The sequence below is a fragment of the Catellatospora sp. TT07R-123 genome, assembly GCF_018327705.1.
In the GTDB taxonomy this organism is placed as follows: domain Bacteria; phylum Actinomycetota; class Actinomycetes; order Mycobacteriales; family Micromonosporaceae; genus Catellatospora.
On the sequence record NZ_BNEM01000001.1, the window covers coordinates 2,526,182 to 2,545,491 of the forward strand.

The following is a 19,310-nucleotide window of genomic DNA, read 5'->3' on the forward strand; positions in this document are numbered from 1 at the left end:
ACGGTGGAATGAACGAGATCAGCACCGTCCTGCCGCCCGAGGGGGCGGCGGTCGACGAGGACGCGCCCTGGCAGCCGCTGCACCCCGAGCAACTCGCCGACCTGCTGTCGGACGTGGACGCCCCCTGGTACGTCGCGGCCGGCTGGGCCCTGGACCTGCACCGGGGCGAGCAGACCCGGCCGCACCACGATCTGGAGATCGGGGTGCCCCGCGCGGCGTTCCCGCGCATCGCCGCGGCGCTGCCGCAGTACGCCTTCCACGCCGTCGAGCAGGGGCGGGTGCTGCCGCCGACCGAGGCGGCGCTGGCGGAGACCTTCCAGACCTGGGCCTGGGACCCGGACGGCAGCGTGTACCGGGTGGACGTCTTCCGGGAGCGGCACGACGGCGACGTGTGGGTGTGCCGCCGCGACGAGCGGGTGCGGCTGCCGTACGCCGACATCGTCCGGCACACGGCCGCCGGGCTGCCCTACCTGGCCCCCGAGCTGGCCCTGCTGTTCAAGGCCAAGGCCTGCCGCCCCAAGGACCAGGCCGACTTCACCGGCGTGCTCCCGCTGCTGACGGCCGCCGAGCGCGCCCGCCTGCGCGACCTGCTGGACCTCGTCCACCCCGGCCACGAATGGCTGGCCGCCCTCACTGCGGCTGGTCGAACAGCAGGCTGAGGCGGTTGTCGGACTGCTCGACGACGAGCAGGGTGCCCGGCGGGACCGTCTCCAGCACCTCCGGCGGCAGCTGGACCGTGCCGTCGCTGGCGACCACGGCGAACTCGCGGCCGTCGCGGCCCTCGGCGCCGACCCGGCCGTCGCGGATGGTCACCGCCCGGCCCAGCCGCGCGCCCACCTCGGGGTCGTGGGTGACCGCGACGATCGTGGTGCCGCGTTCCCGGTTCACCGTGTCGAGGGCGTCGAGCACCTCGTCGCGGGCGGCGGTGTCCAGGCGGCTGGTCGGCTCGTCCACCAGCAGCAGACCGGGCGAGGCGGCCACCCCGACCGCGATCGCGGCCCGCTGCGCCGCGCCGGGGGCCAGGTCGCGGACCCGGCGGTGGCCCATGCCGACCAGGCCGAGCAGCGACAGGATCCGCTCCGGCGGCTCCAGGTCGGCCGGGCGCACCTGCGCGGCCCGCCGCTGCGCCAGCCAGATGTTGTTGGCGACGGTGGCGTACGGCAGCAGGTTGCGCCGGGCGCCCTGGAGCACCACGCCCAGGTCGGTGCCGCGCATGCGGGCGAGTTCGGCCTCGCTGATGCGGCCGATGTCGGTCGCGCCGATGCGCACCTGCCCGGCGCTGGGCCGCATCAGCCCCGACAGCAGCGCGATCAGCGTGGACTTGCCCGAGCCGGACGGCCCGACCAGCGCCAGCCGCTCCCCCGCCGCGATGTCGAGGTCCACGCCGGACAGCGCGACCACGTCACCGCCGCTGGACCGGTAGATGTGCACGACCCTGCGGCACCTGACCGCCAGACCTGTCACTGGTCCGCTCCCTCACTCTGCGCGCGCACCAGGTGCGTCGCGATCCAGCACCCCACCAGCAGCACCGCCGCGGCCGCCGCCACCGGCCCGGCGACCGCGCCCGGCCGGGGCAGCGCCGGGGCCGGGAACGACGGATCGCCGTCGGAGAAGACCGGTAGCACGTCGCGGGCCAGCGCCCACGCGGCGGCCGCCGCGACCAGCCCGGTCGCCATCGCCACCAGCGCCAGCGCGCACCGGCTGCCGGTGGCCACGGCGCGCAGCGTCCGGGTGCGTACTCCCTGCAGGCTCAGCACCGACAGCCCGCTGTCGCCGCCCGGCCGCTCGAACGTGGCCAGCGCCGCCAGCCCGGCCGCGGCCAGCAGCACCGAGATCGCCGAGACGGCCAGGCCGAACCACAGGCCCAGCCGCGGCGCCACGCTGATCTGGTCGCGCCGCTGCCCCACCGTGTAGTGGCCCAGCACGGTCAGCCCGGCCTCGTTCAGCCGCTCGACCGCGTCCGGCGGCGCCCCGGCCGACAGCCACACCTCGGTCCCGCTCAGCGTCACACCCCGGCCCAGCATCTGGTCGACGTAGCCCAGGTCGATCAGGGCGCCGTAGGTGCCGTAGCGCGGCACCGACGAGGTGCGGGCCACGGCCGCCACCGGCACCTCCAGCCCACCGGTGCCGGTGAACTCCGGCACGGTCAGCGGCTGCGTGACCACCAGCGGCACCGGGCCCTTGATCACCGCGGCGGTCACCCTGGTGTCGGGCAGCACGGCGCCGTCGGCCGTCATGGACAGACCATCGGGGGTACGGGCCAGCTTCGCCACCGGCCGCGCCGAGCTCGGCTCCGCCTGCACCCACCGGTCCAGCCGCGACAGCTCGTCGGCGCTCAGCACCACCTGGCCGGCCTGGTCCCGCAGCGTCCCGACGGTCACCGTGAACCGGGTCTGCCCGGTGCGCTCGGGCACCACCGACAGCTCGTCGATCCGGCACGGCGCCTGGCCGCATCCCTCGGTCGGCATCGTCAGCCGGTGGCGGCCCGGCCGCACCTGCGAGAAGCGGACCTCCACCCGGCGCAGCGCGTCGGCGGTGATCAGCACCAGCCGCACCTGCACCGCGAGCTCCGGGTCGGGCGAGGCCACCGTCACGTCGACGTCCAGCGTGCTCGCCCGCACCAGCATGGGGTCCGGCTCGGCCGGGCGCAGCAGCCGGGCGGCCTCGGCGGCCCCGACCGCGGCGTCCTGCGGCCAGTTCGCCACGTTCGGCAGGCGTGGGCTGTCCACCGCCATGATGAGCTGCATGCCGCTGTTGCGGTAGCGCGACACCGCCATCGCGAAGTCACCCCGCGGGTCCACCTCGGCCACCGCCGCCATCAGCAGCGGCGCGGTCGTGTCCTGCACCGTCACCACCTGGGCGGCACCGGTCTGCACCCGCGCCCGCTCGGCCCAGGCCCGGCCCGAGGTGTCGTACGCGGTGAGCACGAACCCGAGCAACCCGAACGCCACCGTGATCAGCACGACCAGGCGCGCCGCGCCCGGCACCCGCGCGATCGCGAACGCGCCCAGGCTGGTCCGCAGCCGGCCGCGCCGCAGGCAGGCGCGGGCCAGCCGCACCGCCTGCGCGGGCAGCACCCGGGCCGCGACCAGGCCCAGCCCGAGTCCGAAGCAGACCGGCGCGAGCAGGCCCAGCCCGCCCGCGCTGCCCGCGACCGAGGCCTGGTATCCGGCCAGCGCGGCCAGCGCCCCGACCGCCACCTCGACGGCGGCGGCAGCCCCGGCCCGGCGCGGCGCCCGCAGCCGCCGCAGCAGCCCGAGCACCGGCGTACGCAGGGCGCCGACCTGTGCGAAGGCGCCCGCGAGCAGCGCACCGACGACGGCGACCGCCGCGTACTGGAGCGAGCGGGTGCCCAGGGTGACCTCGGCCTGCGGCATCGCGGCGGCCAGCACCGCCTTGGTGCCGTAGTAGCCGAGCAGCAGCCCCGGCCCGGCCGCGGCCAGCACCGGCAGCGCCACCTCGGCGAACGGCAGCGACCAGCGCAGCCGCCACGGCGTGCCGCGCAGCGCGGTCAGGCCCAGCTCCTCGCTGCGCCCCTCGACGGCCGCCGCGACCACCAGGAACAGCACGAACCAGCACAGCAGCACCAGCGGCAGCGCCGCCACGGTGACGCTGTCGGCCAGCAGGTCCTGGCCCTGCGCGATGCGGGCCATCAGGGCCGGGATGTCGGTGATGGTCACGAAGTTGCCCGCGGTCAGCTCGACCCGGGCCTGGTTCAGGCCCGCGATGAGCTGGTCGGGATCGGCGTACGCCGCGGCCGGGGCGATCAGGTCGACGGTGCGGGTCACCAGCCCGTCCATGCGCAGGACCGTGCGCTCGGTGGTGAACATCGGCGACGACTCGCCGCCGAGCAGGCTGGCCCGGCCGGCCCAGTACGGGTCGTTGGACGGCGGCGGGGCGAAGGTGCCCACCACCGCCAGCGGCATCCGCTGCTCCTGCCGGTCGCCGGGCGAGAACTCCACGGTGGCCCCGGGCTTCAGCCCGAGCCGGGCGGCCAGGTCGTCCCGCACCACGACCTCGTCGTCGGCGACCGCGCACCGGCCGCCGGTGACGACCAGTTCCCGGCAGGCCCCGCCGCGCGAGACCAGCCAGGCGTCGGCCTTGACCGGATCCGCCGCCCCGGCCGGCTGGACCAGCGCCTTCCCGACGACCTGCAAGCCGGTCACGGTACGCAGCCCCGGCACGTACGGCAGCTGCGGCGACCTGGTGCCCTTGAGCTCGTCCTCGTCCACCAGCCGCGCGCCGGTGATCACCCGCTCGGTCACCGGGGCGTCGCCGACCTGCGCCACCCGCAGCGCCTGGGCGGCGGCCTCGTGGTAGACCGGCCCGCCGGTCGCGGCCGCCGCGGCGGCCAGGGTCAGCAGCAGCGTGATCAGGGCAGCGGTGCGGCGTTCGCGCAGCATGTCCCACAGCAGCCCGGTCACCGGACCTCCTCCAGGTCGAGCCCGTCCACCCGGGACAGGCGCCCGCCCACCCACAGCGCGACCGCGGCCAGTGCCAGCGCCGCGGGCACGAGCACCGCGGGCAGCACCACCGCCAGCGGCGGGCCGCCGGGCAGCGGGCGCACCAGCCATACCGGGATCGCCATCAGGCTGCCCGCCAGGGCGGCCACGGCCACCACCAGCGCGTACCCGGTGCGGGTCGCGGCGCGCACGGCCCGCTGCGCCACGCCCTGGGTCCGCAGCGCGGCCAGCTGCGCACCCCGCCCGCCGGAGTCGACCGCGGCGACCATGGCCACCGCGACCAGCGCCAGCAGCAGTGCCAGCAGCGCCGCGCCGAGGTGGAACCGGGCGCCGGGCCCGGTCCGCAGCGCCAGGCCGCGGTCGGCGAGCTCGTCGGCGGCCAGCTCGCCCACGGTCACCAGGCCCGCGGCGCGCAACCGGTCGAGCGCGTCGGCGGGGGCGTCCGGCGACAGCCATACCTGGAGGTCGGCGATGTTGTCGAAGGTGTCGGCGGCCCGGTCGGCGGTGGCGAGGTCGACCATGACCCCGTCGCCGCCCACCCCGGGCAGCACCGGCGCGGTGCCCACGATGTCGATCGGGCGGGGCAGCACGCCGAACGCGTCCGCGCGCACCACGGTCCCGTTCTGCTCCACCGAGGGCGGCCCGGCCACCAGCACCGGCAGCGGCAGCGCCGTGTCGGACGCCTGGATCCGGATGTCGGGGTCCGGGTGGCGCGGGTCGGCGGGGTAGTAGACCAGGCCGAGCCCCTGCGGGCTGGGCAGCAGGATCACGCCGCTCTCGGCGCCGACCTCGGTGCGCCAGCGGGCCGGGGCGCGCATCCCGGCCTCGTCCAGCACCACCGCGTCCGGAGAGCGCTGGAGCACGCGGTGGAACACGATGCCGTCCGGCGAGAACGGGAAGCTGAACCAGGCCAGCCGGCAGCCCTCGCCGCCGGCGCAGGCGGGCACGGCCAGCCGCTGCTCGCGGCGGCCCGGCACCGGGTCCAGCCGCGCCACGACCGCGACCTGCTCGCCCGCCGGGCCTTCCAGCACGACGGTCACCGGCACGGTGGCGCGCTGGCCGACCGGGACGGTCACATCGAGCACCAGCTCGGCTCCGGTGACCCGGACCGGGTCGTTGGCGCGGGGGCTCAGCCGCGCGGCCGCCTCGGCGGCGAGCTGCGAGGCGGCGGCGGGCCAGTACGCCACCCGGGCCAGCCGCGCGGCGTCCACCGCCACGGTCGTGCCGGACGAGCCGCGCTCGCGGGCGGCGGCCATGGCCCAGCCATCCTCCGGGTCGGCCTGGCGGACCGCGTGCAGCAGGGCCGAGCGCGACGGGGCCCGGACCGTCACCACCGTGGCGGCGCCCAGTTCCATCCGGGCCTGCTCGGTGACGGTGTCGCGGGTGGCGCGCCAGCCGAGCGCGGCCTGCCCGAGCAGCGCCACCACGACGACGACCAGCGCCACCAGGCGGTCGGTGCCGGGGCGGCGGGCGACGTACAGCGCGGCGAGCGCGGCTCCGGGGCGCCCGGCGCGCAGCAGGGCGGTGCCGAGCCCGGCCGCGGCCGGGCGGACGATCCGGGCCAGCAGCACCCCGGCGGCGACGGCCAGCAGCGCGGCGGCCAGCGCGGGCAGCACCTGCCCCGCGTCGCCGACGGCGTCGGCGGCCGGGCCGCTCTGGGTCAGCGCCGCGACGGCGAGCACCACCGCCAGCACCTCGACCGTGCCCGCGACCCGGCCGCTGCGGCGGGCGGGCACCTCGCGCAGGGCGTCGAGCACCGGGCCCGAGTGCACCCGCAGCTCGGCGACGACAGCGCTGACCAGCACCCCGAGCGACACGGCGGCGGCGGTGACCAGCGTGGCCGGGTCAAGCGGGACGCTGTCGACCTGGTCGAGGACGAGCCAGGCGAGCCCGCGTACGAGCAGCCAGCCCAGGCCCAGCCCGACCGGCGCGGCGGCGAGCAGGATCAGCACGGACGGCCCGGCGGTCAGCGCGACCCTGGTACGCAGCGGCGCGCCGCGCAGCCCGCCCATGGCGACCTGGGTGCGCCGCTGGGCGGCGGCGTACACGAGGCCGAGCAGCAGCACCGCCCAGGCGACCGCCACCAGCTGCCCGGCGCCGACCAGCACCGGGGCGGGCAGCGCGGCCTGGCTGGCGCGGACCCGGCGCACCAGGTTGAACACCCCGTCGCGGACGGTGTACCCGGCGCCGGGCGCCGAGCGCGCCCCGACCGGGCGGGTGAGCTCGTCGATCACCGCCGGGGTCAGCCGGTCCGGGGTGAGGAAGTCGACGGTGGTGGTGACGGTGACCGGGCCCAGCCGGTCGATGGTCGTGGTGACGGTGAAGACCGGGTTCTGCGGCCGCAGCGGGATGGGCGTCAGCTCGGCGCGGCCGGCCCAGAACGGATCGGCCAGCGGGGTGCGGCCGCCGGGGGCGCGGTCGGGGTCGTAGACGCCGACGACCTGTACGGGCACCGGCGGCAGGTCGGCCGAGCGGTAGGCGAGTGCGGTGCCGACGTCGATGCCGAGCTCGCGCGCGGTCGGGGCGGACACGGCCACCTCGCCGGCTTGGGCGGGGCAGGCGCCGCGCAGCACCAGGTGCGCGCACGCGCCGTCGCGGGCGACCAGCGCCGCGGCGACCGCCCTGCCGCCGACCGGCTCGGCTCCGGCGGGCACGGAGGCGCCCGGGGCCGCGGGGGCCGGGGCGGTCACGAGCGTGCCGGTCACCATGGCGCCGCGCACCTCGGTCAGGCCGGGCCGGGACAGCAGCGGGGACACCTCACCGGCGGCCTTGCCCGCGGCCGAGGCGGCGTCGGGTTTGGCGTCGATCTCGGCGGTGGTGGTGATGGCGTGCTCGGCGGCCGAGGCGTTGGCCGCCTCGACGGCGACGGCCTGCGCGGTGGCGGCCGAGGCGTACAGCGGACCGGCCGCCGCCGCGGCCACGACCAGGATGCCCAGCAGCGCGAGCAGCGCCGCCTCACCGCGGCGTTCCCGCAGCGCGCTCAGTATCAGCCGACCCATGCCACCCTCTGCCACCCGCGTACGGAGCCCCGCCGCGACCGCCGCCGCGCGACGCGTCACCGCGATAGGCGATCAAGACGGGTGCCTTGGTTGACCCCGGCCGAGTGTTTATGTCCACCCGGCCGACGTCACTAGCCCGTCCACCCGATCCCCCATAGCCCGAACACCCGATCACATCCACCCGACCCGCCCGCGCCCCCGTTCCCCCGGTGATCGCCACGATGGGTTCGCCGAGATCTTGTGCGTTTTCTGCTGCTGGGACGACGGAAAACGCACAAGATCTCGGCGGCGCGGGTGGGCGAGCGGCGGCCGGAGGTTGCTTCGGCGGGCCATACCCGCAGAAGTGGTCCCGAAAGAGCGATCTTGGCGAGTGCCGCGCACATGATCGGTGTCTGGGGTAGGAAAGTGCCGCTCAGGGCCGCTCTTTGACCGGAGAGGGCGATCATCGGCGCCGCGCGCGCCCGGCGCGGGACGGGACGGGACGGGGCGGGGCGGGGCGGGGCGGCGCGGGACGGGGCAGGGCGGGGCGGGGCGGGGCGGCGCGGGACGGGGCAGGGCGGGGCGGGGCAGGGCGGTGCGGTGCGGGGCGGCGCGGGACGGGGCAGGGCGGGCGGGTCAGCGGTCGTGGCGGGGAGGCGGTCGGCCAGTCGGGCGGGCGGGGCTGTCAGCGGTCGTAGCGGTGCAGGTCGTAGCGGCGGATCAGGGTGGCGAGGTGGTCGGCCTGGGCGGGAGTGCCGTAGCCCGCTCGGGCCAGCGCGGCGGGGAGGCGGTCGGGGTCGCGGACGGCCGCCAGGGCGGCGGCGTACCGGGAGGTCAGCAGCTGGGCCTGGTCAAGCAGGGCGTCATCAGCGGACCGGTAGGCGCGCAGTCCGTCGCGGCAGCCCAGCGCGATCGTGCCGGGGCCGTCGCCGCAGCCGCGCCGGAACAGGTCGTGGTCGGCGTACGCCGAGGACGACCGTCCCCAGCCGGTGGCGTCGGCGGCCTGGGCCAGCAGCACCGAGGCGGGCACTCCGGTGGCGCGGGCCACCGCGCGGGCGGGCCCGGCCAGCGCCTGCGCGAAGGCGCGCGCCCCGCCGGGCAGCGGGCGGGGCGGCTGCTGGCCGCACCAGGGCAGCCGGGGTGGGCCCGGCGACCAGCGCACGTACGCCTGGGCGACGTACCGCCCGCTGTCCAGCCGCAGCCAGACCCGGTCGCGTCGGCGGTCCCCGACCGCCTGCCCCCACACCAGGCAGCGCACCGCCAGGCGGGCGCCGTCGGCGGCGGCACCGACACGGTCGTGTCCCGTCCCGGGACCGCTCCGCAGGTTCAGGCCGCTGCCGCCCGCCGCGACCCGGGCGGTGGCCGGATCGCCGGAGTCCGCGCACCAGGCCAGCCCCGGCGGCATTCCCCCGCGGCCGGGCGCCCAGGCCAGGAACGCGTCGGGCACCAGCCCGCCGTCCACCCGCACCCAGTACGGGCTGCGGCGCAGCGGGCCGGTCAGCTCCTGGCCCCAGACCCGGCAGCGGGGCGCGAGCGCGGTGCCGTCGGCCAGCCGGGCGACGACGGGCCGGTGCACGCCCGGACCGGTGCGGACGGCGAGCACGCCGCCCTCGGCGTACACGCGGGCGGCGGGCACGACGGGTTCGGCGGGTGCGCGGACGGCGGGCACGACGGGTTCAGCGGGTGCGCGGACGGCGGACGGGGCGGGTTCGGCGTGGGCCACGGCGGGCATGAGCTGGGCCGAGGCGAGCAGACCGAGCAGGAGCCGGATCCGGAGGGTTTTGGCCGACATGTCCGGTACAACCCCGGTCCGGGCCGCCCGGCCACCTGGTGTCCCCCCGCCAGGGGTCGCCCGAACGGTGACCTCGGACACGCGATGCCCCCCGAGCACGGTATTTGATCAAGCTTGCCGGAGAATAGAGGCATGCAGACCCGCCCCGATCTCCGCAATGTCGCGATCGTCGCCCACGTCGACCACGGCAAGACCACGCTCGTCGACGCCATGCTCAAGCAGGCCGGCGCCTTCCACGCCCGCGCCGAGGTCGCCGACCGGGTGATGGACTCCGGTGATCTTGAGCGGGAGAAGGGCATCACCATCCTCGCCAAGAACACCGCTGTCAAGTACGTCGGCGCCGACGGCGACCAGGTCACCATCAACATCATCGACACGCCCGGCCACGCCGACTTCGGCGGCGAGGTCGAGCGCGGCCTGTCCATGGTCGACGGCGTCGTCCTGCTCGTCGACGCCTCCGAGGGCCCGCTGCCGCAGACCCGGTTCGTGCTGCGCAAGGCCCTCAAGGCCCGCATGCCGATCATCCTGGTCATCAACAAGGTGGACCGGCCCGACGCCCGGATCAAGGAGGTCGTCGACGAGACGTACGAGCTCTTCCTCGACCTCGACGCCGACGAGTCCCAGATCGACTTCCCGATCGTCTACGCCTGCGCCCGCGACGGCATCGCCTCGCTCACCCAGCCGGAGGACGGCAAGGTCCCCGGCGACAGCGACTCGCTGCAGCCGCTGTTCCAGACCCTGCTCGACGCCATCCCGGCGCCGACCTTCATCGAGGACGCGCCGCTGCAGGCGCACGTCACCAACCTCGACGCCTCGCCGTTCCTGGGCCGGCTCGCGCTGTGCCGGGTGCGCCAGGGCACCATCCGCAAGGGCCAGACCGTGGTCTGGTGCAAGACCGACGGCACCCAGCAGAACGTGCGCATCTCCGAGCTGCTGATGACCGAGGCGCTGGAGCGCAAGCCGGCCGAGGAGGCGGGCCCCGGTGACATCGTCGCCGTCGCCGGCATCTCCGACATCATGATCGGCGAGACGCTGGCCGACGCGGAGAACCCGATCCCGCTGCCGCTGATCACCGTGGACGAGCCGGCCATCTCGATGACCATCGGCACCAACACCTCGCCGCTGGTCGGCCGGGTCAAGGGCGCCAAGGTCACCGCGCGCATGGTCAAGGACCGGCTCGACAAGGAGCTGGTCGGCAACGTGTCGCTGCGGGTGCTGCCGACCGAGCGCCCCGACGCCTGGGAGGTGCAGGGCCGCGGTGAGCTGGCGCTGGCCATCCTGGTCGAGCAGATGCGCCGCGAGTCGTACGAGCTGACCGTCGGCAAGCCGCAGGTGGTCACCCGCGACATCGACGGCAAGCTGTGCGAGCCGGTCGAGCGCCTGACCATCGACGCGCCGGAGGAGTACCTGGGCGCGATCACCCAGCTGCTGGCCACCCGCAAGGGCCGGATGGAGCAGATGGTCAACCACGGCACCGGCTGGATCCGGATGGAGTGGCTGGTCCCGGCCCGCGGCCTGATCGGCTTCCGGACCGAGTTCCTGACCGACACCCGCGGCACCGGCATCCTGCACCACGTCTTCGAGAAGTACGAGCCGTGGTTCGGCGAGCTGCGCACCCGCAACAACGGCTCGCTGGTGGCCGACCGCTCCGGCGTGGTGACCGCGTTCGCGATGACCAACCTCCAGGAGCGCGGCACGCTGTTCGTCGAGCCGACCATCGAGGTGTACGAGGGCATGATCGTCGGCGAGAACTCGCGCTCCGACGACATGGACGTCAACATCACCAAGGAGAAGAAGCTCACCAACATGCGGGCCTCGACCTCCGACGAGACCGAGAAGCTGATCCCGCCGCGCAAGCTGTCGCTGGAGCAGGCGCTGGAGTTCTGCCGCGAGGACGAGTGCGTCGAGGTCACCCCGGCCGCGGTGCGCATCCGCAAGGTCATCCTCGACCAGACCCAGCGCGGCCGCCTGGCGGCCCGCCGCAAGCACGCCTGACCTACCAGGTCAGGATCTTCCTGAAGGCGAAGGGGTGCTGCTAGGCTGCGGCACCCCTTTCCTTTGGAGATCCACATGCGCGCTGACCGGCTGGTCCTCGCCCTCTTCGGCGTGGACGCCACGCTCAACATCATCGCCGCGGGCACCGAGAACAAGGCGCTGGACTGGGCCACCAAGCCCATCCTGATCCCGCTGCTGGCGTTGTGGTTCTGGTTCGCGTCCCGGCAGCAGGGCCGCAAGGCCACCCCGGGCATCCTGGCCGCGATGGCCTTCTCCACCGCCGGTGACATCGCCCTGCAGAACGAGGGCACGCTGTGGTTCATCAGCGGCATGGTGCTGTTCCTGGGCGCGCACGTCTGCTTCATCACCACGTTCGTGCGCAACGGCGCCCTGACCCGGCTGCGGGCCATGCCGATGCTGCTGGTGCCGGTGGGCTACCTGGTCTTCCTGGTCGCCGCGCTGACCTGGCTGTGGCCCGCGCTGACCGAGGTCGGCCTGGCCGTGCCGATGGCCGGGTACGGGCTGGCGCTGACCGGCACCGCGGCCCTGTCGTCGGCGTTCGGCTGGCGCAGCGCGCTGGGCGGCGGCCTGTTCCTGCTGTCCGACCTGCTGATCGCGGTACGCGTCGCCGACGCGTTCACCATCCCCGGGCCGCCGATCTGGGTGATGCTCACCTACGCCCTGGCGCAGTTCCTGCTCGCGTGGGGCTGGCTGGACCGGCAGTCCCGCACCGCCGCCTAGATGATTGATTCCTAATCAGGGTTGGTTTGGTCCGTGGTCTTGACGCGGGTATGGGGAAGGGTATCGATGTCAGTGTGTGAAGACAGACCTCGATACCCTTCTGACGGCACTGTACGTGTTCGTCGATGACCATGTCATCACCGCGTCCCGGCGCCGTCCCGGACGCCCGAAGAAGCTGACCGACGCCGAGCTGGTCTGCCTGGCCGTGGCGCAGGTCCTGCTCGGGTTCCCGTCGCAGCACCACTGGCTGCGGTTCTGCTACGGCAGGCTCGGCCGCATGTTCCCGTACCTGCCCAAACAGGCCGGCTACCACAAACGCGTCACCGCGGCCGCGCCGCTGATCACCACCGTCATCACACGCCTGGCCGCCCAGACCCCGGCCGGCCACGACGGCATCCGCCTCATCGACGCCACCGTGATCCCGTGCGGGATGTCCCGCCAGACCGCGATCGGCTCGGCCCTGGCCGGATGGGCCGGGTACGGCTACTGCAGATCGCACTCCCGCTGGATCTGGGGCCTGAAGCTCTACCTCGTCACCGCCTTGGACGGCACACCGGTCACCTGGTGCCTGGCCACCCCGAGCCTGGGCGAACGAGAAGTCGCCGCCGAACTGCTCGAACACGCCCGCGACCACGGCCTCCTACCCGCCGGAGTCGTGCTCATCGGTGACAAGGGCTTCGCCGGCCGCGCGTTCGAGCAACAGACACGCGACCTGAAAATCGTGTTCATACGCCCCGACCGCCGCGACGAAGCCCGACGCCACGGCAACCTGGCCCCGGTCCGTCAACGCATCGAATCGATCTTCGACACCCTGAAAGGTCAGCTCAGCCTCGAACAGCACGGCGGGCGCACACCCGCAGGGGTGCACGCCCGCATCGCACAACGCCTGGCCGCCCTCGCAGCCGTGATCTGGCACAACTGGCTGACCGACGCACCCGAGAAACGATCACTGACCGCGTACGACCATTAGGAATCAGTCATCTAGCCGGGAGGCCTCGCCGATCAGCGCCCTCCCCCGTGGTCCCAGGCCGAGCCTGGCCGACCACGGGGAGGCGCACCGTCCCTCAGCCGCCGGTGCTGGAGAGGGCGCTGCTCACCACGGCAGCGATGATCAGGCCGACCACGGCCAGCGGCACCGCCAGCCCGACGATGGTGGGGCGCAGGTAGACCGGGCGGCCCGGCGACCAGGGCGCCCGCCACATGCCCTCGGGCGGCGGGACGGGATCGCCCATCTTGTCCAGCTTGAGCCGGCCGAACACGTTGTAGAGCAGGATGAACGGCGTGATGACGAACGAGGCGTAGCCCCACCAGCCCTGCACCAGGGTGCGGCTGGTCATGGTGCGGAAGACCGCCAGGCCGCAGTCGCGGCAGTAGACGCCGCGGTTCTTGAGGAACTGCATCACGACCACCATGCCCCGGTGGCCGCGGAAGGTCAGCTGCGCCGCGGGGCTGCAACCGCAGTTCTCGCAGGCGTGGGTACGGTCTACGGCCGCCATCGGGGCCGACAGGTACGGAGGGATCAACTCGGTCACGGCGGCGCACTCTACAAGCCGTGCCGGGCACGTGCCGCCCCGTTCTCAGTAAGCTCCGAGGATGTCCTCTGTGCAGTCGTTCGAGCAGGAGCTCGCCGCGTTCCCCGGGACGGCCTCGGTCTGGTTCGGGCCGGTCGGCGGCCCGGCCGTGTACGCGCGGGCCGAGCACGCCCGCCACTACGCCGCCAGCACGATGAAGGTCGGCGTCATGGTCGCCGCGTGGCGCGCGGCCGAGGCGGGCGGCCTCGACCTGGACGCCCCCGTGCTGGTGCACAACGATCACGTCTCCACCGCGCCCGGCGCGCCGGCCTACCACAACGACCCGGAGTACGACAGCGACGAGGCGGTCTGGGCCCGGCTGGGCGAGCACGCGCCGCTGCGCTGGCTGGCCACCCGGATGATCGTGAAGTCGTCCAATCTGGCCACCAACCTGGTGCTGGGCGCGCTCGGCCCCAACGACAAGGCCTTCGCGCAGGTCAACGAGGTGTGGCGGCTGGCCGGGGCGGTCGGCGCGCACACCGACCGGGGCATCGAGGACTACCCGGCCCGCGACGCCGGGATCAGCAACGAGGTGACCGCCGCCGACCTGGCCGCGCTGTTCGGCGCGCTGGAGGCGGGCCTGCTCGCCGCACCGGCCGGCTCCGCCCAGATGGTCGACATCCTGACCGCTCAGGAGTGCCGCGACGACCTGCACCTGGGGCTGCCCGCCGACGCCCGGGTGGCGCTGAAGAACGGCTGGGTGCCGCGCGAGCGGCACAGCAGCGCGATCGTGTATCCGGCCGACGCGGCGCCGTACCTGCTGGCGGTGTGCACGACCGGCGATCTCACCGACCTGGAGGCGTGCGACCTGCTGGGCCGCATCGCCGCGGCGAGCTGGGCCCAGCGCCGCTAGCAGCGACGTCGATGGAAAGGCTCCCGTACGCAAAGGAGCCTTTCCTCGCACGAGTCGTTACCGAAGAATTCTTTCGCACAGGCAGCCCGCAGGTTAAGGTCTGGGACGTGTCGATCATCGAGGTCCGCACCCGCACCATCTCGGCGCCGCTGCACACGCCTTTCGTGACGGCGCTGCGCCGCGCCACGTCCGTCGAGACGCTCCTGGTGGAGATCGTCGACAGCGACGGCAACAGCGGGTTCGGCGAGGCGCCGCAGGTGTGGGCGGTGACCGGGGCGAGCATCGCCGGGTCGCAGGCGTGCGTGGAGCAGGTGCTCGGGCCGCTGCTGACCGGCCGCGACCCCGACGACCTGGCGGCCCGCTGCCGCGAGACCGCGCGCGCGGTCGTCGGCAACGAGGCGGCCAAGATGGCCGTCGACGTCGCGCTGCACGATCTGGCCGCGCGCCGCCTGGGCATTCCCCTGGTACGGCTGCTCGGCGGCACCGCCCTGCGGGTGCCCACCGACGTGACCCTGGCGGCGGGCGAGGCGGCCGCCCTGGCCGAGACGGCCAAGCAGCGCACCGCCGAGGGTTTCGGCGTGATCAAGGTGAAGGTAGGCACCGACGCGGCGGGCGACCTGGCCCGGGTCCGGGCCGTATGCCGCGCCGTCGACCCCGGCGTGAAGGTGCGCCTGGACGCCAACCAGGGCTGGACCCCCCGCGACGCGGTGCGCATCATCAACCGCATCGCCGCCGAGGAGCTGCCGGTCGAGCTGGTCGAGCAGCCGGTGGCGCGAGCCGACCTGGACGGGCTGGCCTGGGTCAGCGCCCGCGCCGACCTGCCGATCATGGCCGACGAGTCCGTCTTCGGCGTACGGGACCTGGTCGAGGTGATCCGGCGTCGCGCCGCCGACCTGGTCAACGTGAAGCTGGCCAAGTGCGGCGGCCTCAGCACCGCCCGTACGCTGCTGGAACTGGCGGCCGCGCACGGGCTGGGCACCTGCGTCGGGTCCATGATGGAGGGTCCGGTCGGCATCGGCGCGGCGGCGAGCCTGGTGGCGGCGCATCCGACGACCGTGGTGAGCGACCTGGACGCCGCGTGGTGGCTGGCCGAAAGCCCGGTCACTGGCGGTCCCCGCTACGACGGTGCCACTGTGGTACTACCCGATGCCCCCGGACTAGGCGTGTCCGGCGCGGCGCAGTGACGACGAGTCGATTCGAGGTGGCGGCATGATCAACGCGACGGTGGCAGCCCCGGTGGCGACGCTGTGGGCGCGACCGGACTCCCCGCGGCCCGGGGTGGACACGGCGGCCCTGGGCCCGTGCAGCAGCCCGCGGTCCTGGGTGGACGGGCTCGACGACGCCGGGCGGATGTACACGGGCATCCTGACCCAGCTGCTGCACGGCGAGCCGGTGCTGATCGAGGAGGTCCGCGACGGCTGGGCCCGGGTGGTCGCCACCGCGCAGCCCGCGGCCAAGCTCGACCCCCGCGGCTACCCCGGCTGGCTGCCGCTGGACCAGCTGACCGTCCGCGACGGGGCCGAGACCGAGTCCGCGTTCGACCCGGCGACCGCCGTGCCGGTGGCCCGCGCCTGGCTGGGCGTGCCGTACGTGTGGGGCGGGATGTCGCCGTACGGCATCGACTGCTCGGGGCTGATCCACATCGCGTTCCGGCAGGTCGGGGTGACCCTGCCCCGCGACGCCGACGACCAGTTCGCCGTCGCCGAGCCGGTGGAGGCCGACCGGGAGCAGCCGGGCGACCTGTACTTCTTCGGCCGCGCCGGCGGCGGGCGGTCGGCGATCACCCACGTCGGGTTCGTGACCGCCGCACCGCTGCCGGACGGCCGTCGCCGCATGCTGCACGCATGCGGCGACGGGGGCCGGGTGGTCGAGGAGTTCATGCCCGCCTCGCGCGTCGCGACGCTGGTCGGGGCGGGCCGGGTGCGCCTCAGCCCACCGGCGTAGGCGTACGCTCCGTCGGTTTCGGCTCGCGCGAGGACTTGATCAGGCTGGCCACGGTGGCGATGCCGAGGATGGCCACGATCACCCCGAGCGAGACGCCGATGCTGATGTGCGGCACGGCGGTGATCGGCTCACCGCCGTTGATGAACGGGACGTTGTTGCCCGCCAGCGCCTCCATGATCAGCTTCACCCCGATGAACCCGAGCACGGCGGCCAGCCCCAGCGACAGGTAGACCAGCCGGTCCAGCAGGCCGCCGAGCAGGAAGTACAGCTGGCGCAGGCCCATCAGCGCGAACACGTTCGCGGCGAAGACCAGGTACGGCTCCTTCGTCAGGCCGAAGATGGCCGGGATGGAGTCGAGCGCGAAGATCAGGTCGGTGGTGCCGATCGCGATCATGACGACCAGCATCGGCGTGAACATCCGCTTGGCCCCGACGTGCGTGGTCATCCGCGCGCCGTCGTAGCCCTCGCTGATCGGCAGCACCCGGCGGCTCCACCGGATCAGCAGGTTCTCCTTGAAGTCCGACTCGTCGCTCTCGCCGTGCCGGGTCAGCTGCCACGCGGTGTAGATCAGGAACAGGCCGAACAGATAGAACACCCACACGAACCGCGTCACCAGCGCCGCGCCGGCGGCGATGAACGCGCCGCGCATCAGCAGCGCGAGCACGATGCCGATCAGCAGCACCTTCTGCTGGTATATCCGCGGCACCGCGAACCGGCTCATGATGATCACAAAGACGAACAGGTTATCGACGGACAGGCTGTATTCGGTCACCCACCCGGCGAAGAACTCCTGCCCGTACCGGGAACCGTAGGTGAGGAAGATCCAGCCGCCGAAGGCGCACGCCAACAGGACGTAGAAGACGACCCATCCGGTCGCCTCCTTCATGGACGGCTCATGCGGGCGCCGCCCGATGATCAACAAGTCGACCATGAGGAGTGCGGTCAACCCGACCAGCGTCGCCGCCCAGACCCACGCGGACACATTCACAAGACAGACCTCCGGTCGGCACAGTTTTGCCCCGGAGGTCTCTCCCGCCGTGGCCGGTGACCCGGCCGACGACCGACGGCGCCGGGATCACACCAGGCGCAATGCCCAGGGGGAGCCGTGTTGACGACACCGTCGCGAGGGAATACTCCCCTCCCGCTCTTCCCTATTGTCTATCACGCGCGGGCACAAAGCCTGTCGGGTCGCCCGTACGGACGATGATGCAGCTCAGCCTATTGGTCAACCAAGTGGATTGGTAAGGACCCACCCCGTGTCCAGCACGTTTTCACAGGCGGCCACGGCGACCTCCAGACGGCGCTCATGCGGCCCGGCCAGCTCGACCACCGGCACCCCCGACTCCACCAGCAGCTCGCGGAACCGTCCCGTCATCCACGACCGCAGGTGTTCTCCGTCACGCAGGCCGTCGTCGTCGAACGGCACCCCGGCGTCGGAGGTCAGCAGGTAGAGGTCCGGGCGCCGGGCCAGGGCCCGCACCTGCTCGGACGCGCCGCCCAGGTAGCGCTCCTCCCACAGCGCGGTCGCCCGCGCGTCGGTGTCGCAGAACAGCAGCGGCGAGCCCTGCCCGGCCGCGGCGTCCTCAGCCGCCGACTGCGCCCGCGCCACCTCGACGAAGTCGGCCCGTTCCCACACCACGTCGAACACGGTCGCCGCCGGATCGGCCGTCCGCAGCACGGCGAGCTTGCGCTCGGTCAGCTCCCGGCCGTACTCGGGCACCCAGCGGGTGTCCGCCCAGACCCCGCCCCGGGCACGGAAGTGCCCGGCCAGCGCTGCCGCCATCGTGGTGGTGCCGGTCGACTCCGCCCCGACCACCACCACCCGCCGGGCGAACCAGGCCCGCACCGACGCCGACAGCCGGTCCCAGTGCGCCACCGGATCGGCGCGCACCGCCGTCCCGGACACCGGCACCGCCGCGCGGGCCGGGTCGACCGCGACGTGTACGGCTTCGAACCGGCGCGCCAGCTCCGCGCCGTACCCCTCCGAACTGAACACCGCGTCCACCCGGCGGCCGCCGACGGCGTCGCGGAACACCGCGCAGTGCGCGTCCCAGACGTCCGGGTCGCCGTAGTCGACGCGGACGTCGTCGTAGCGGCCCGCGAAGCGCACCCACGGGGTGTCGGCGTGCTCGGCGCGCAGCCAGTCCAGCCGCAGCTCCAGCGGGATCGACTCGGACCGCGACGGCGCCACCACCACGGTCACCTCGGCACACGCCGCCGCGGCGGCGCGGATCAGCAGATGGTGCCCGGCGTGCGGCGGGTAGAACTTGCCCACCACCATCCCGTGGCCGAAACCCCTGCTCACGCGGGCACCGCGGCCGCCGGGCGCAGCGCACCCCGCCAGGCCGCCAGGCCCGCGACGCACAGGCCGAGGAACACGACGTACAGCACCGCGGTCAGCCACAGGTCCTTGTACAGGTACAGCGGGATGTAGACCAGATCGGCCGCGATCCACACCCACCAGCTCTCCACCTTCTTGCGGCACTGCAGGTAGGTCGCCGCCAGCGACAGCACCGTGGTCACCGCGTCGGCCCACGGCACCGTCGAGTCCGTGACCCGGGTCAACAGCAGCCACAGCCCGAGCGTGCCGGCCGCCGAGGCGGCCGCCAGCCAGGCCCACTCCGCGGCCGACGTGCGCGACACCGCGAGCTCCCGCCGCCGACCCCGGCCGTAGAGCCAGTGCCACCAGCCGTACAGGCCCAGCACCACGTAGACCAGCTGCAGGCCGGCGTCGGCGTACAGGGCGGAGTCCCAGAACACCACCAGCAGCAGCGCCACGTTGAGGATGCCGACCGCCCAGTTCGCGACGTGCTCGCGCACCAGCAGCCACACGTTCACCACTCCGGTGAGGAAGCCCAGCACCTCCGCCCAGGTCACCACGGTGGTCCCCAGCGTCAGCGCGGGGTGCAGCAGCAGGTCGGCGAGGTGGTGCAGCATGCGGACACCCTAGGACCCGGCCACCTGGGCGGCCAA

The 19,310-nt window shown here is 74.1% G+C and carries 15 protein-coding genes; 7 read left to right on the top strand and 8 right to left on the bottom strand.

Translation table 11 applies throughout. The features are described from left to right. The first annotated feature begins 8 nt into the window (after positions 1-8). Positions 9-659: a nucleotidyltransferase domain-containing protein gene (locus tag Cs7R123_RS10715; RefSeq protein ID WP_244871750.1), complete on the top strand. Its 651-nt coding sequence runs from the start codon at positions 9-11 to the stop codon at positions 657-659. Here the strand turns inward: Cs7R123_RS10715 and Cs7R123_RS10720 are convergent. From Cs7R123_RS10720 to Cs7R123_RS10735, 4 genes are all read right to left on the bottom strand, one after another. Further along, positions 631-1,464 (bottom strand): ABC transporter ATP-binding protein, encoded by an 834-nt coding sequence (locus Cs7R123_RS10720; RefSeq protein ID WP_212825647.1) that lies wholly within the window; start codon positions 1,462-1,464, stop codon positions 631-633. The two genes, Cs7R123_RS10715 and Cs7R123_RS10720, sit on opposite strands and share 29 nt — an antisense overlap. After that, the gene (locus Cs7R123_RS10725; RefSeq protein WP_212825649.1) at positions 1,461-4,424 is read right to left on the bottom strand and encodes a hypothetical protein; all 2,964 of its coding nucleotides are present in this window, start codon (positions 4,422-4,424) and stop codon (positions 1,461-1,463) included. Before Cs7R123_RS10725 ends, Cs7R123_RS10720 begins: the two co-directional genes overlap by 4 nt. Then, a complete protein-coding gene (locus Cs7R123_RS10730) occupies positions 4,421-7,462 on the bottom strand; it encodes a hypothetical protein (protein WP_212825651.1) in 3,042 nt (1,013 codons plus the stop codon). The genes Cs7R123_RS10725 and Cs7R123_RS10730 overlap by 4 nt, the downstream gene beginning before the upstream one ends. 664 nt (positions 7,463-8,126) lie before the next feature. Then, positions 8,127-9,233: a glucosaminidase domain-containing protein gene (locus tag Cs7R123_RS10735; RefSeq protein WP_212825653.1), complete on the bottom strand. Its 1,107-nt coding sequence runs from the start codon at positions 9,231-9,233 to the stop codon at positions 8,127-8,129. Positions 9,234-9,365: 132 nt separating this feature from the next. On the opposite strand from Cs7R123_RS10735, the gene typA reads away from it, so the two are divergent. From typA to Cs7R123_RS10750, 3 genes are all read left to right on the top strand, one after another. Beyond that, positions 9,366-11,228, top strand: a complete 1,863-nt coding sequence (gene typA / locus Cs7R123_RS10740; protein WP_212825655.1) for a translational GTPase TypA — start codon at positions 9,366-9,368, stop codon at positions 11,226-11,228. Between the two features lie 75 nt (positions 11,229-11,303). Next, positions 11,304-11,969 carry a lysoplasmalogenase gene (locus Cs7R123_RS10745; RefSeq protein WP_212825657.1) on the top strand — a complete coding sequence of 222 codons (666 nt, stop codon included), beginning with the start codon at positions 11,304-11,306 and terminating at the stop codon, positions 11,967-11,969. Between the two features lie 76 nt (positions 11,970-12,045). After that, a complete protein-coding gene (locus tag Cs7R123_RS10750; protein ID WP_212825660.1) occupies positions 12,046-12,939 on the top strand; it encodes an IS982 family transposase in 894 nt (297 codons plus the stop codon). A 94-nt stretch (positions 12,940-13,033) separates the two neighbouring features. Here Cs7R123_RS10750 and Cs7R123_RS10755 read toward each other — a convergent pair whose 3' ends face one another. Continuing rightward, the gene (locus tag Cs7R123_RS10755) at positions 13,034-13,501 is read right to left on the bottom strand and encodes a hypothetical protein (RefSeq protein ID WP_212825662.1); all 468 of its coding nucleotides are present in this window, start codon (positions 13,499-13,501) and stop codon (positions 13,034-13,036) included. A gap of 61 nt (positions 13,502-13,562) precedes the next feature. Between Cs7R123_RS10755 and Cs7R123_RS10760 the strand changes: the two genes are divergently transcribed. From Cs7R123_RS10760 to Cs7R123_RS10770, 3 genes are all read left to right on the top strand, one after another. Beyond that, entirely contained in the window at positions 13,563-14,393 is an 831-nt protein-coding gene (locus Cs7R123_RS10760) for a serine hydrolase (protein WP_212825664.1), read from the top strand. Between the two features lie 107 nt (positions 14,394-14,500). Beyond that, positions 14,501-15,577, top strand: a complete 1,077-nt coding sequence (locus tag Cs7R123_RS10765) for a mandelate racemase/muconate lactonizing enzyme family protein (protein ID WP_212825666.1) — start codon at positions 14,501-14,503, stop codon at positions 15,575-15,577. Between the two features lie 25 nt (positions 15,578-15,602). Then, a complete protein-coding gene (locus Cs7R123_RS10770; protein WP_212825668.1) occupies positions 15,603-16,337 on the top strand; it encodes a C40 family peptidase in 735 nt (244 codons plus the stop codon). Here the strand turns inward: Cs7R123_RS10770 and Cs7R123_RS10775 are convergent. The 3 genes from Cs7R123_RS10775 to pnuC form a co-directional block, all read right to left on the bottom strand. Beyond that, positions 16,321-17,325 carry a TerC family protein gene (locus Cs7R123_RS10775; RefSeq protein WP_212825670.1) on the bottom strand — a complete coding sequence of 335 codons (1,005 nt, stop codon included), beginning with the start codon at positions 17,323-17,325 and terminating at the stop codon, positions 16,321-16,323. The two genes, Cs7R123_RS10770 and Cs7R123_RS10775, sit on opposite strands and share 17 nt — an antisense overlap. Before the next feature lie 237 nt (positions 17,326-17,562). After that, on the bottom strand, positions 17,563-18,642 hold the full coding sequence (locus Cs7R123_RS40710; protein WP_280517288.1) for an AAA family ATPase: 1,080 nt from the start codon (positions 18,640-18,642) through the stop codon (positions 17,563-17,565). Continuing rightward, positions 18,639-19,274 (bottom strand): nicotinamide riboside transporter PnuC, encoded by a 636-nt coding sequence (gene pnuC, locus Cs7R123_RS10785; protein ID WP_212825672.1) that lies wholly within the window; start codon positions 19,272-19,274, stop codon positions 18,639-18,641. Before pnuC ends, Cs7R123_RS40710 begins: the two co-directional genes overlap by 4 nt. Positions 19,275-19,310: the final 36 nt, after the last annotated feature.

What these genes read in the sequence shown, in the direction of transcription:
- pnuC (WP_212825672.1), bottom strand. Translation starts at nt 19,274, where the DNA reads ATGCTGCACCACCTCGCCGACCTGCTGCTGCACCCCGCGCTGACGCTG.
- Cs7R123_RS10715 (WP_244871750.1), top strand. Translation starts at nt 9, where the DNA reads ATGAACGAGATCAGCACCGTCCTGCCGCCCGAGGGGGCGGCGGTCGAC.
- Cs7R123_RS10745 (WP_212825657.1), top strand. Translation starts at nt 11,304, where the DNA reads ATGCGCGCTGACCGGCTGGTCCTCGCCCTCTTCGGCGTGGACGCCACG.
- Cs7R123_RS10735 (WP_212825653.1), bottom strand. Translation starts at nt 9,233, where the DNA reads ATGTCGGCCAAAACCCTCCGGATCCGGCTCCTGCTCGGTCTGCTCGCC.
- Cs7R123_RS10760 (WP_212825664.1), top strand. Translation starts at nt 13,563, where the DNA reads ATGTCCTCTGTGCAGTCGTTCGAGCAGGAGCTCGCCGCGTTCCCCGGG.
- typA (WP_212825655.1), top strand. Translation starts at nt 9,366, where the DNA reads ATGCAGACCCGCCCCGATCTCCGCAATGTCGCGATCGTCGCCCACGTC.
- Cs7R123_RS10770 (WP_212825668.1), top strand. Translation starts at nt 15,603, where the DNA reads ATGATCAACGCGACGGTGGCAGCCCCGGTGGCGACGCTGTGGGCGCGA.
- Cs7R123_RS10730 (WP_212825651.1), bottom strand. Translation starts at nt 7,462, where the DNA reads ATGGGTCGGCTGATACTGAGCGCGCTGCGGGAACGCCGCGGTGAGGCG.